Origin of the sequence: Luteimonas salinisoli, assembly GCF_013425525.1 — a bacterium.
In the GTDB taxonomy this organism is placed as follows: Bacteria; Pseudomonadota; Gammaproteobacteria; order Xanthomonadales; family Xanthomonadaceae; genus Luteimonas; species Luteimonas salinisoli.
On sequence record NZ_JACCKA010000028.1, the window covers coordinates 1 to 11422 of the forward strand.

General features: G+C 71.5%; 11 protein-coding genes and 1 pseudogene. 10 read left to right on the forward strand and 2 right to left on the reverse strand.

Annotation, left to right across the window (positions count from 1 at the left end; translation table 11 throughout):
* The 3 genes and pseudogenes from H0E84_RS03885 to sctT form a co-directional block, all read left to right on the forward strand.
* Positions 1-682, forward strand: a pseudogene (locus H0E84_RS03885) (hypothetical protein); the annotation flags it as partial.
* Positions 683-713: 31 nt separating this feature from the next.
* Positions 714-995, forward strand: a complete 282-nt coding sequence (sctS, locus tag H0E84_RS03890; protein ID WP_180677319.1) for a type III secretion system export apparatus subunit SctS — start codon at positions 714-716, stop codon at positions 993-995.
* Positions 995-1789, forward strand: coding sequence for a type III secretion system export apparatus subunit SctT (gene sctT, locus H0E84_RS03895; RefSeq protein ID WP_180677320.1), 795 nt, complete (start codon positions 995-997; stop codon positions 1787-1789). Before sctS ends, sctT begins: the two co-directional genes overlap by 1 nt.
* Before the next feature lie 100 nt (positions 1790-1889).
* Here the strand turns inward: sctT and sctU are convergent, their stop codons facing one another.
* On the reverse strand, positions 1890-2957 hold the full coding sequence (sctU, locus tag H0E84_RS03900) for a type III secretion system export apparatus subunit SctU (RefSeq protein WP_180677321.1): 1068 nt from the start codon (positions 2955-2957) through the stop codon (positions 1890-1892).
* A 210-nt stretch (positions 2958-3167) separates the two neighbouring features.
* Between sctU and H0E84_RS03905 the strand changes: the two genes are divergently transcribed.
* The 4 genes from H0E84_RS03905 to plsB all read left to right on the forward strand — a co-directional run bounded on the left by H0E84_RS03905 (position 3168) and on the right by plsB (position 7937).
* A complete protein-coding gene (locus tag H0E84_RS03905) occupies positions 3168-3488 on the forward strand; it encodes a hypothetical protein (RefSeq protein ID WP_180677322.1) in 321 nt (106 codons plus the stop codon).
* A gap of 76 nt (positions 3489-3564) precedes the next feature.
* Positions 3565-4242 (forward strand): hypothetical protein, encoded by a 678-nt coding sequence (locus H0E84_RS03910; RefSeq protein ID WP_180677323.1) that lies wholly within the window; start codon positions 3565-3567, stop codon positions 4240-4242.
* A gap of 107 nt (positions 4243-4349) precedes the next feature.
* Positions 4350-5246: a hypothetical protein gene (locus H0E84_RS03915; protein WP_180677324.1), complete on the forward strand. Its 897-nt coding sequence runs from the start codon at positions 4350-4352 to the stop codon at positions 5244-5246.
* A 48-nt stretch (positions 5247-5294) separates the two neighbouring features.
* Entirely contained in the window at positions 5295-7937 is a 2643-nt protein-coding gene (plsB, locus tag H0E84_RS03920; RefSeq protein ID WP_180677325.1) for a glycerol-3-phosphate 1-O-acyltransferase PlsB, read from the forward strand.
* A gap of 142 nt (positions 7938-8079) precedes the next feature.
* Here plsB and H0E84_RS03925 read toward each other — a convergent pair whose 3' ends face one another.
* On the reverse strand, positions 8080-8286 hold the full coding sequence (locus H0E84_RS03925; protein ID WP_180677326.1) for a YdcH family protein: 207 nt from the start codon (positions 8284-8286) through the stop codon (positions 8080-8082).
* 69 nt (positions 8287-8355) lie between these two features.
* Here H0E84_RS03925 and ttcA point away from each other — a divergent pair, with 69 nt between their 5' ends.
* The 3 genes from ttcA (at position 8356) to H0E84_RS03940 (ending at position 11319) form a co-directional block, all read left to right on the forward strand.
* On the forward strand, positions 8356-9273 hold the full coding sequence (gene ttcA, locus H0E84_RS03930) for a tRNA 2-thiocytidine(32) synthetase TtcA (protein WP_180677327.1): 918 nt from the start codon (positions 8356-8358) through the stop codon (positions 9271-9273).
* Between the two features lie 270 nt (positions 9274-9543).
* Complete coding sequence (locus H0E84_RS03935; RefSeq protein ID WP_180677328.1) at positions 9544-10449, forward strand: recombination-associated protein RdgC; 906 nt, start codon at positions 9544-9546, stop codon at positions 10447-10449.
* A 93-nt stretch (positions 10450-10542) separates the two neighbouring features.
* Positions 10543-11319 carry a M48 family metallopeptidase gene (locus tag H0E84_RS03940; protein WP_180677329.1) on the forward strand — a complete coding sequence of 259 codons (777 nt, stop codon included), beginning with the start codon at positions 10543-10545 and terminating at the stop codon, positions 11317-11319.
* Positions 11320-11422 lie beyond the last annotated feature (103 nt).

The following is an 11422-nucleotide window of genomic DNA, read 5'->3' on the forward strand; positions in this document are numbered from 1 at the left end:
GGCCCCGGCCCGGCCGGCCGCCGACGATCCCGCGCCCGCCAGTCCCGCCGCCGCCGATGGGCTGCGCGCCGAAGCCGAGGCGCCAGGGGATGGCACCGCGCCCGCAGCGCCCGCTCGCGGCCCGCTGTTCGGCAACGTCACCGGCAGTACTTCCGGCGACGAGCCGGAGCCCGGCTCCGCAGCGGCTGCGGCTGCGGCTGCCGCTGGCGCCGACCCCGACGAGCCGGTGGTGATCGCCGCCCCGCCCGCGCCGCCACCGCTGCCCGAGGGCGGCGGGATGGACGCGGCGCGGCTGCTGGCGCTGGTGGAGGCCGGCAAGGAACCTCTGCGCACCTTCCTGATCCGTCACTCGCACGACGCCGAGCGTGCATTCTTCCTGCGCAGCGCCCAGCGCCTGCTGCCGCCGGAGCGGCGCGCCTCGCTGACCGTCGACGACTTCATCGTGGTGGTGCCGGCCTTCACCGTGAGCGAGCTGACGGCCGCGTTCCAGATCGGCTTCCTGATCTTTCTTCCGTTCCTGATCATCGACCTGGTGGTGGCCAACATCCTGCTGGCGCTGGGCATGATGATGATGTCGCCGACCATCGTCTCGCTGCCGTTCAAGCTGCTGCTGTTCGTGCTGATCGACGGCTGGGCCAAGCTGGTCCACGGCCTGGTGCTGACCTACGCCGGCCCGGCCTGATGCGGGCCTTCGACTTCCTGGAGCCTGGGCGATGAACGAAGTCATCGAGCTCACCCGGCAGGCCCTGTGGCTGGTGCTGCTGCTGTCGGGGCCGCCGATCGCCGCCGCCGCGCTGGTCGGCCTGGTGGTCGCGTTCCTGCAGGCCGCCACCCAGCTGCAGGAGCAGACGTTCGCGTACGCGCTGAAGTTCCTCGCCATCGTGCTGATGCTGTTCGTCACCGGGTCGCTGATCGGCGGCTCGCTGTACACCTACGCCCACCAGATCTTCGTCGACTTCCCCGGCATGGTCCGCGGGGGCGGCCGCGGCGGCTGATGCCCTACGACTCGATCGGCGACGCCATGCTGGCGCTGGGGCTGACCCTGCCCCGGATCATCGGCGCGTTCCTGATGCTGCCGCTGATCACCCAGTCGAACATGCCGGCGATGGTGCGCAACAGCTTCCTGGTGAGCCTGGCGATCGTGGCGCTGCCGGTGGCGGTGGCGGCGGCGCCGACCGAGAGCATGAGCACCCTGCAGTGGCCGATGATGGTGCTCAAGGAGCTGTTCATCGGCGTGGCCATCGGCTTCTGCTTCGGCATCGTGTTCTGGGCGTTCTCGGCCGCGGGCAGCGTCATCGACACCCAGGTGGGCATGGGCATGTCGCAGGTCTTCGACCCGATCCAGGGCCACCAGGTCACCCTGCACGGCGAATTCCTCTCGCATTTCGCCGCCTGGCTGTTCATGGCCAGCGGCGCGTTCCTGATCTTCCTCGACCTGCTGATGTCGAGCTATGCGCTGTGGCCGCCGACCTCGTTCTATCCCAACCTTCCGGCGACCGGCGTCAACCTGTTCGTGGGCCATTTCAGCTTCATGATGACCCTGCTGCTGGTGCTGGCGGCGCCGGCGATGGTGATCCTGCTGATCATCGACCTGTCGTTCGGCCTGGTGAACCGCTACGCGCCCTCGCTCAACGTGTTCGCCCTGACCCTGCCGATCAAGGCCTGGCTGGCCACGGCCATCATCCTGCTGATGCTGGGCGTGTACGTGGAGATCCTGGTCGACCGCCTGACCGACAGCCGCGGGCTGGTGGAGCTGCTGCGGATCATCTTCGAGGACCCGCCCCCGTAGAGCGGAGCTTGCTCCGCTGCCCCGGCTCCGGAGCCTACGTAGCGGAGCAAGCTCCGCTCTATCGGGGGCGGCAGGAGCCCGCGGACGGGCCGGCGCGGAGTCAGCCTCCGCCGCCGCGGCGCACGCCTTCGGCCCAGTGCAGCACCTCGGCCACGGCCTCGAAGAACTCGCTGCCGATGTAGTCGTCCAGCTCGACCTTCTCGTTGAGCCCGCGCGCGAGCGGCACGTTCTGCAGGATCGGCACCCCCGCCTCCTCGGCGGCGCGCTTGATCTCCTCGGCCAGGGCGCCCTCGCCCTTGGCCACCACCACCGGCAGCTCGGTCTCGCCGTGCTCGTACTGCAGGGCGACGGCGATATGGGTTGGATTGGTCACGACCACGCTCGACTTGCGCACCGACCCCAGCATGTTCTGCTGCGACCACTCCTGGTGCAACTGTTTGCGACGCTGCTTGACGTAGGGGTCGCCCTCGTTCTCCTTGACCTCCTGCTTGATGTCCCGGCGGCTCATCTTGAGCTTCTTGGTGTAGGAGTATTTCTGGTACCAGACGTCCAGCGCCGAGACGAAGAAGAACACCGCCACGGTCCAGATCACGATCCATTTCAGGGCGTGCCAGATCGCAGAGCCCATCGCCGCCGGCGACGCATAGGGCAGCTTGAGCAGGCTCTCGAGCATGCCGCGCAGCACGATGTAGCCGATTCCGATCAACGCCGCGCTCTTGAGCACCGACTTGATCAGCTCCACCAGGTTGTCCATCGAGAACATCTTCTTGACGCCCTCGACCGGGTTCATCTTGTCGAGCTTGGGGCTGATCTTCTTCAGCGTGGCGATCGGCCCGACCTGGAGGAACTCGGTGACCGCGGCCAGCATCATCGCCAGCACCATCAACGGCACGGTCAGCCACAGCAGGGTCTGCAGCGCCAGGACGCCGAGTTCCGGCAGAACCTGGAAGAACGGCTGGCCGACCGCCGCCAGGCTGCTGTCGAACAGCTCGCTGATGCGGGCGTGCATCATTCCGGTCAGCATCCAGGCGCCTGCGATCCAGCCCATCACCAGCACGGTGCTGGTCAGCTCCTTGCTCTTGGCGACGTTGCCTTCCTTGCGCGCGTCGCGGATCTTCTTCGGAGTGGGCTTTTCGGTCTTGTCGGCGCCCTGGTCCTTCTCTGCCATCCGCGCACCGCGTTGCCGTGACGTCGGCGCGAGGCTAGCATGGTCGGGACGGCCGCCCCGGCCCGCGATGACGATCCTGAACAGCGCCCGCGGCCTCTCCCGCGACCTAGGGTTGCCCCCGGGTGACACTGGCGCTGCGGCCTCGTTACATTGCTCCCAACGCCGCAAAGCGGCCGAACTCCGTCAGTCAGCCCGGGTGTCCCCAAGCGCATGAGCAGCATCGGTTCCGATCCGCACCTCAACGTCACCGGCCTCGGCCGGCTGGACGGGCAGGTCGCGCTCGACGATCTGCAGCGTCAGCATGGCCCGCAGCCGCAACGAGCGCCCGACACCGCCCGCGAGGCCCCGGCCACCGCCGCGCCGGCCATCGACGCCGGCGAGCGGGTGCTCGGGACGGCCGCGTGGGAGGGATTCGGCCCCGGCACGCGGATGCTGGCCGGCGACCTCGGCTTCGAGAGCGCCCTCGGCGGGCTGGAGCTGGCGCAGGCGGCCGATCGCGCCACCGACGCGATCCTCGACGCCCTGGCCTGAGCCGCGCTTCCGCCGGCCGCCGCCGCCGCGGTAGAGTCCTGATCCGCATCCCCGCCCGCCGCCCGGCGGCGCCGCCATGACCGAATCCCCCCCCTCTCCCGCCGCCCTGCGCGCCGCCGCGGACCGCCTGGTCTCGGCGCTGGCCGCGCACAGCGACCCCGAATACCGCCTCACCGTGCTCAAGCGCCTGGCACGGCGCCTCGGCGAGGAACACTACCCGATGTTCCTGCGTCTGCTGGGGGTGGTGGCGGAAAGCGACGACGACCGCGCCAAGCGGCTGCTGGCCGGCACCTTCGGCACCGCGCTGCGGCGGATGGACCTGCCCGGTGGGGCACTGAGCTCCTGGGGCGCGACCCGGCTGCCGGACAACGTCACGCCGTTTTCGGCCAGCACGCTGTCGGGACAGTTCTTCGGCGCCACGCCGCGGCGTTTGCTCGGCCCGGTCGAGTACCTCACCGTCTGGCACCTGCAGCGCACCCAGCGCACGCCGCTCGGCGCGGCGGCCTTCCGCGACGCGCTGGCGCACATGATCGATCTGCTCAACCACAGCGAGGACGCCCGCACCCTGTACCCGCAGAAGCTGGCCGCCGACGCCCAGAACGAGCTCGAGGGCGCGTTCACCCGCGCCACCCGCGAGCGGCTGGCGGCGGTGGCGGCCTCCTGGAAGGCCGGGCGCGCACCGGCCGAGGTCGCGCAGGCGGCGCTCGACGCGGTCCCCGAACAGACCTCCGGCTGGGTGGTGCGCGACCTGTAGCCCGGTGCCGGCGCCACCGCCGTCACGTTCCGGCGCGGCGCCGCCGGTTCCGCCTTGTCCCCGCCACGCAGCGCGGCCAAGATGCGCCTGCACCCAGGGGGAACACCATGCCTGCCACCGCCCGCCTGCTGCTGCTGACCGCGGCACTGGCCTTCTGCGCCGCCGCCTGCAAGCGCGAGGCGCCCGCTCCCGCGCCCGCGGCGGCGGCGCGCCCGGTCGACGCGGTACTGCTGCCGGCGCGGCACCTGCGCGACGGCGACCTGGTGGCGTTCGCCCGCGACGCGGTGCCGCCGGCCCTGCACGCGCGGCTGCAGGCCGCCTGGAGCCGCGGCAACCGCTGGCCGCTCGACGAACTCCCGCTGCACGAGCAGTTGCCGGGCCTGCTGCAGTCGCTGGCGGAGGACGGATCCGAGGCGCGGCTGCGGCAGCAGTTCCGCGAGCAGTTCGGGGGCGCGGAAGCCGAGCTGCGCCAGGCGGTCGAGGCACTGGGGCTGTTCGGGGTGCACTACGTGCAGGGAGACGCGTCGCTGGACGAGCACGCGCGCGAGCGCGACCTGCAGCTGATCGCCGCCCTGGTGCGCTGGGGCCTGGAGGCGCCGCTGGCCGACCCGGCGCGCGCCGACGCGGCGATCGCCCGGCTCGCCGCCGCCGCACGCGCCACCGGCCTGCGCGACGACGACGCCCTGGCGGCCGCCGGCATGACCGAGACGCTGCGGCGCCTGGCGCCATTCCTGGCCGAGCTCAAGCAGGTGCTGGCCGACTACGGCCTGGACATCGACGCCGCCCTGTCGGCGATCGACGCCACGCTCGAGCGCCAGACCGGCGACCGCGCCGTGGTGCGGGTGCGCTACGAGCTGGCCGGCCAGCCGATCGATGCGCGCCTGGAAGTCGAGCGGCGCGAAGGCCACTGGTACCGCAGCGACTACCTGCGCCGCGCCGAGGCCGGCATCGACGCCGGCCAGCCCGCCGCGCCGCCGCCGGAGGGCGGCGAAGAGGGCGCCTGAACACGCCCCGCACCGGCCGCCCCCCGCGCTGGGCGATAATGCCCGTCTATGGCGCAGCAACCCGACCAGTCCCGCCTGCCCTTTCCGGACGCCGGCGACGGCGACGATCCAGCGGCCGGCCCCGCTGCGACCGCGGCGGGCGCGGCCCCCGACGCCGTTCCGGGGCGCCGCCGGCGGCCGCGCCCGCCGCTCTGGGCGCGTCTGCTCGGCCGCCTGCTCTCGCCATGGATCGGGCTGAAGATCGAGCCGCAGGACCCCGAAGGCTACGTCGACCGGCGCCCGGTCTGCTACGTGCTCGAGGATTACGGCCTGTCCAACGCGCTGATCCTCGAGCGTGCCTGCCGCGAGGCCGGGATGCCCTCGCCGCTGCAGCCCCTGCCCGGCGACCCGCTGGGACGCAAGCGCGCCTACGTGGCACTGTCGCGGCGCAACGCCGGCAGCACCCTCAACGCGCTGGCGCCGGGGAAGCGGCCGCCGCAGAAAACCCATTCCGAGTCGCTCGCCCGCCTGCTCGAGGCCCATCGCGCCGATCCCGCGCTCGACGTGCAGCTGCTGCCGGTGTCGATCTTCGTCGGCCGCTCTCCCGACAAGGCCAGCGGCTGGTTCTCGGTGCTGTTCTCGGAGAACTGGGCGCTGGTCGGCCGGTTCCGGCGCCTGCTGGCGATCCTGCTCAACGGCCGCGACACCCTGGTGCGCTTCGCCGCGCCGGTGGACCTGCGCGCCAGCATCGCCGAGGACCTGACCCCCGAGCGCACCGTGCGCAAGGTCTCGCGGGTGCTGCGCACCCATTTCAACCGCATCCGCGAGGCGATCATCGGGCCGGACCTGTCGACCCGCCGGCTGCTGGTGGACAAGGTGCTGGCGGCGCCGGCGGTCAAGGAGGCGATCGCCGACCAGGCCCGTCGCGCCGGCTCCAGCCCTGAGGAAGCCTGGCGCAAGGCGCACGCCTACGCCTACGAGATCGCCGCCGACTACTCGCACCCGGTGGTGCGCTCTGCGAGCTTCCTGCTCACCACGGTGTGGAACCGCATCTTCCGCGGCGTGCTGGTGCACCACCTGGATGCGCTGAAGGCGGCCGCGCCCGGGCACGAGATCGTCTACGTACCCAGCCACCGCAGCCACATGGACTATCTGCTGCTCTCGTACCTGCTCTACAACCGCGGCATCGTGCCGCCGCACATCGTCGCCGGCATCAACCTCAACCTGCCGGTGATCGGCACGGTGCTGCGCAAGGGCGGCGCGTTCTTCATCCGCCGCTCGATCCGCGGCAACGCGCTCTATTCCACGGTGCTGGCCGAGTACGTGGCGCAGCTGGTCGCCGGCGGGTATTCCATCGAGTACTTCGTCGAGGGCGGGCGCTCGCGCACCGGCCGCCTGCTGGCGCCCAAGGGCGGCATGGTCTCGATGACGGTGCGCGCGTTCCTGCGCCAGCCGACCCGTCCGGTGCTGTTCCAGCCGGTCTATATCGGCTACGAGAAGCTGATGGAGGGCGACAGCTACCTGGACGAGCTGTCCGGCAAGCCGAAGGAGAAGGAATCGATCTGGCAGCTGCTGTGGAGCATTCCCAGGGTGCTGCGCTCGAACTACGGCCAGGTGGTGGTGAACTTCGGCGAGGCGATCCCCCTGGCCGACATGCTCTCCGAGCACGCCGCGGCCTGGGACGGCCGGCCGCTGCCCGACGAGGAGCGCCCGGACTGGCTGTCGCGCACCGTGGACGCCACCGCGCAGCGCATCCAGCAGAACATCAACCGCGCCGCCGACGTCAACCCGATCAACCTGCTGGCGCTGGCGTTGCTGTCCACGCCCAAGCACGCGATGGGCGAGGCCGACCTGCTGGCCCAGATCTCGCTGTCCAAGACCCTGCTGGCCGAGGTGCCGTACAGCGACCTGGTCACCGTGACGCCGCACGCGCCGGCCGAGATCGTCGCCCATGGCGAGGAGATCGGCGTGCTCAATCGCACCGCCCATCCGCTCGGCGACGTGTTCCGCGTCGACGACGACACCGCGGTGCTGCTGTCGTACTTCCGCAACAACGTGGTGCATCTCTACACCGCCTCGGCGTGGATCGCCTGCTGCTTCCTGCACAACCGGCGCATGAGCCATGCCAACCTGCTGCGGCTGGGCCGCGCGGTCTATCCGTTCCTGCAGGGGGAGCTGTTCCTGCCCTGGGACGCGCAGGAATTCGCCGAACGCATCGATCGCACCATCGACGTATTCGTGCGCGAGGGACTGCTGGAGCGGGTCGGCGAGGACGATGGCGGGATCTTCCAGCGCAACGTCGGCCAGAGCGACGAGGTGTTCCGCCTGCGCGCGCTGGGCCATCCGCTGCAGCAGGCCTTCGAGCGCTACTACATCGCCATCTCGGTGCTGGCCAAGAACGGGCCGGGCACCCTGGGCGCCGGGGAGCTGGAGAGCCTGTGCCAGCTGGCGGCGCAGCGCCTGAGCCTGCTCTACGCCCCGGCGGCGCCGGAGTTCTTCGACCGCTCGCTGTTCCGCGGCTTCATCCAGAAGCTGCGCCAGCTCGAGCTGGTGAAGCTGGACGGCAACAGCAAGCTGACCTTCGACCAGCGCCTGGACGCCTGGGCACGCGACGCCAAGGTCATCCTCGGCCGCGAGCTGCGACATACCATCGAGAAGGTCAGCCCCGAGGCGGCGAAGCCCGCACCGGAAGCCGAGCCCCCCACCCCGTAGAGCCGAGCTCGCTCGGCTGCGTAGCCTCCGGAGCCCCCGTAGAGCCGAGCTCGCTCGGCTGCGCAACCCCCGAAGCCCCGTAGAGCCGAGCTTGCTCGGCTGCGCAGGCTCCGGAGCCGGAGACAGCGGAGCAAGCTCCGCTCTACGCGGGTTCGTCGGGGATCAGCGACGATTCCAGCCGCGCGATCGCGTCCTTGAGCTGCAGCTTGCGCTTCTTCAGCCGCTTGACCGCCAGATCGTCGGCGTGCGCGTCCGCCTGCACCCTGGCGATCGCCAGGTCCAGGTCGCGGTGCTCGACACGCAGCTCGGCGAGCTTGCGTGAGGCTTCGGCCGGATCGGTGCTCTGCATCGTGTCCTCAGCTTAGCGCCAGCCGGGCCGCGCCGTCACCGCGACCGCAGCCGGTAGACTATGCGCACGATGAGCACCGTCCTGCCCCTGCCCGAACCGGTACGCCGCCGCCCCGACCCGGAACCCCAGGCGCACCAACGCAAGCGCCTGGGCGCGCGCCTGCGCCACCAGGTCGGCCGCGCCATCGCCGATTTCGGCATGATCGCCGAGGGCGACCGGGTGATGGTGTGCCTGTCCGGCGGCAAGGACAGCTACACGATGCTGGACATCCTGCTGCAGCTGCGCGAGAAGGCGCCGGTCTCGTTCTCGATCACCGCGGTCAACCTCGACCAGAAGCAGCCCGGCTTTCCGGCGCACGTGTTGCCCGAGTACCTGGACTCGATCGGCGTCGAGTACCGGATCCTCGAGCAGGACACCTATTCCGTGGTCAGCCGCGTGGTGCCCGAGGGCAAGACCATGTGCGCGCTGTGCTCGCGGCTGCGGCGCGGCGCGCTGTACAGCTACGCCGCCGAGCACGGCTACACCAGGATCGCGCTGGGCCACCACCGCGACGACATGGTGGCGACCTTCTTCCTCAACCTGTTCTTCCACGCCAGGCTGTCGGGGATGCCGCCCAAGCTGCTCTCCGACGACGGCCGCCACGTGGTGATCCGGCCGCTGGCCTACGTGCGCGAGGCCGACATCGCCAGCTATGCGGCGGCGAAACGGTTCCCGATCATCCCGTGCAACCTGTGCGGCTCGCAGGAGAACCTGCAGCGCCGGCAGGTGCAGCGGATGATGGCGCAGTGGGAGCGCGAGACGCCCGGCCGGATCGACCAGATCGCCCGCGCGCTCGGCGATATCCGACCGTCGCAGCTGGCCGATCCGAAGCTGTTCGATTTCCTCTCCCTCCACCCCGGCGACGGAAGCGCCGACCCGCCCGGAGCGCGTGCCGGACCCGCCGGCGACGACCCGGCAGACGCGGCCACCGACCACGGCGAGCGCTGAAGGCCGTGACCTTGCAGTCATCGCTCCCGCGTACGCGGGAAACGCCTCCCTGCCGGCCTGCAACTGGACATCCCGGGTCCGAACGGCGGCAGTGAGCGCTTCCGGAGCCCGGCCGGACACACGCGCGGCGGTCACCCCGCGCCCTTCCGAATCACCCGTCACCCATCATCGACTACGGACCACCCAACGCGACTCCCCGGTTCCCGACCGCTGACGCCAGCCCGGGGCTGGCCCAACCGCTCCAACCCCACTCCCACTTCCGGCCCCCGCATGTTCTTCAGAAACCTCACCCTGTTCCGCTTTCCCGCCAGCCTCGACCTGGCCCACCTCGACGAGGGTCTCGACGAGGCCCGGCTCAAGCCGGTCGGCCCGCTCGAGCTGTCCTCGCGCGGCTTCGTCTCGCCCTTCGGCCGCGACGCCGAGGCGCTCTCGCATCGCATCGCCGACGCGCTCTGGCTGACCGTCGGCGGCGAGGACCGGCTGCTGCCGGCGGCGGTGGTCAACGACCTGCTGGCGCGCAAGCTCGCTGAAATGGAAGAGAAGGAGGGCCGCAAGCCCGGCGGCCGCGCGCGCAAGCGGCTCAAGGAGGAGCTGGTGCACGAGCTGCTGCCGCGCGCCTTCGTGCGGCCCTCGCGCACTTCGGTGCTGCTCGATCTCGAGCACGGCGTCTGCGCGGTCGACACCTCCAGCCGCAAGAATGCCGAGGCGGCGGTCTCGGAGGTCCGGCGCGCGCTGGGCAGCTTCCCGGCGTTGCCGCTGAACGCCGAGGTCGCGCCGCGCTCGGTGCTGACCGGCTGGATCGCCGGCGAGCCGCTGCCCGGCGGCCTGACCCTGGGCGAGGAGTGCGAACTCAAGGACGCCGCCGACCACGGCGCGATCGTCAAGTGCCAGCGCCAGGACCTGGAGTCGGACGAGATCGCCCGCCACCTGGAGTCGGGCAAGCAGGTCACGCGCCTGGCGCTGACCCTCGACGACCATCTCTCCTTCGTGCTCGGCGAGGACCTGGTGATCCGCAAGCTGAAGTTCCTCGATGGCGCTGTCGACCAGCTCGAGGGCACCGAACAGGAGGACCTGCGCGCCGAACTCGATGCGCGCTTCGCGCTGATGAGCGGCGAGTTCCGGCGCCTGTTCGCGATCCTCGAGCCGGCGTTGAAGCTGTCCAGGGCCGATGGCTGAGCGCGCCGGCGCGCCGGCGCACCAGGCACCGCGACCGCAGCCTCTCCCTCCGCGGCCGCGCGTCACCGCGGCGCCTGGCCATAGAATTCGCCCATGCCCTCCCCGCTGCGCCGCCTGATCGCGCCACGCGCGCTGTTGCGCGACCGCACCTCGGTGCGGCTCGACGACGGCCGCGAGATCGACGTCGAGCGCGTGCGCGATCCGCGCGCGCGACGCCTGCGGCTGACCGTCGGCGAGCGCGGCGCACGCCTCACCCTGCCGCCTCGCGCCAGCCTGGTGGCCGGCCAGCGCTTCCTGCACCTGCACCGCGACTGGCTCGCCCTGCAATTGGCGACGCAGGACCCCGACGGCATCGTCGCCCTGGTGCCTGGCGACAGCGCGACGCTGCCGCTGCGCGGCGCACTACTGCCGCTGCGCTGGGAGCAGGGGCGCTATGCCAGCCTGCGCGTGGACGCGGATGGCGCGCTGTTCGCGCTGCCGCCGCGCGCCGGGCCGGCGGCGCTGCGCCGCTGCCTGCGCGACTTCTACGAAGCGCAGGCGCGCGCCGACGTCGGCCGCTGGCTGCCGCGCTACCTGCCCGCGCTGCCGCGCGCGCCGGCGCGGATCCGGCTGCGGCCGATGTCCTCGCAGTGGGGTTCGCTGGCGGCCAACGGCGCGCTGGCGCTGGACCTGGCGCTGGTGCTGGGCGAGCCGGCGGCGTTCGAGTACGTGCTGGTCCACGAGCTCTGCCACCTGATCCATGCCGACCATTCGCCGGCGTTCTGGGCCGAGGTGGAGGCGCGCTGTCCTGACTGGCGCCGCCAGCGCGCCTATTTCCACGCCGAGGGACGGCGCCTGAAGGCGCGGCTGCACGCGCTGCTGTCCGCCTGAGCCCGCCGCTGCCGTTGTCACCTCAAACGGCAGCCTGCGAGGCCGCGCAATGCCTACCCCGGGTCGGGTCCACCTGCACGTGGCGCTGCTGACGCTGGCCGCC

Coding starts and splice junctions, on each gene's coding strand:
- sctS (WP_180677319.1), top strand. CDS start 714: ATGAACGAAGTCATCGAGCTCACCCGGCAGGCCCTGTGGCTGGTGCTG.
- sctT (WP_180677320.1), top strand. CDS start 995: ATGCCCTACGACTCGATCGGCGACGCCATGCTGGCGCTGGGGCTGACC.
- sctU (WP_180677321.1), bottom strand. CDS start 2,957: ATGGCAGAGAAGGACCAGGGCGCCGACAAGACCGAAAAGCCCACTCCG.
- H0E84_RS03905 (WP_180677322.1), top strand. CDS start 3,168: ATGAGCAGCATCGGTTCCGATCCGCACCTCAACGTCACCGGCCTCGGC.
- H0E84_RS03910 (WP_180677323.1), top strand. CDS start 3,565: ATGACCGAATCCCCCCCCTCTCCCGCCGCCCTGCGCGCCGCCGCGGAC.
- H0E84_RS03915 (WP_180677324.1), top strand. CDS start 4,350: ATGCCTGCCACCGCCCGCCTGCTGCTGCTGACCGCGGCACTGGCCTTC.
- plsB (WP_180677325.1), top strand. CDS start 5,295: ATGGCGCAGCAACCCGACCAGTCCCGCCTGCCCTTTCCGGACGCCGGC.
- H0E84_RS03925 (WP_180677326.1), bottom strand. CDS start 8,286: ATGCAGAGCACCGATCCGGCCGAAGCCTCACGCAAGCTCGCCGAGCTG.
- ttcA (WP_180677327.1), top strand. CDS start 8,356: ATGAGCACCGTCCTGCCCCTGCCCGAACCGGTACGCCGCCGCCCCGAC.
- H0E84_RS03935 (WP_180677328.1), top strand. CDS start 9,544: ATGTTCTTCAGAAACCTCACCCTGTTCCGCTTTCCCGCCAGCCTCGAC.
- H0E84_RS03940 (WP_180677329.1), top strand. CDS start 10,543: ATGCCCTCCCCGCTGCGCCGCCTGATCGCGCCACGCGCGCTGTTGCGC.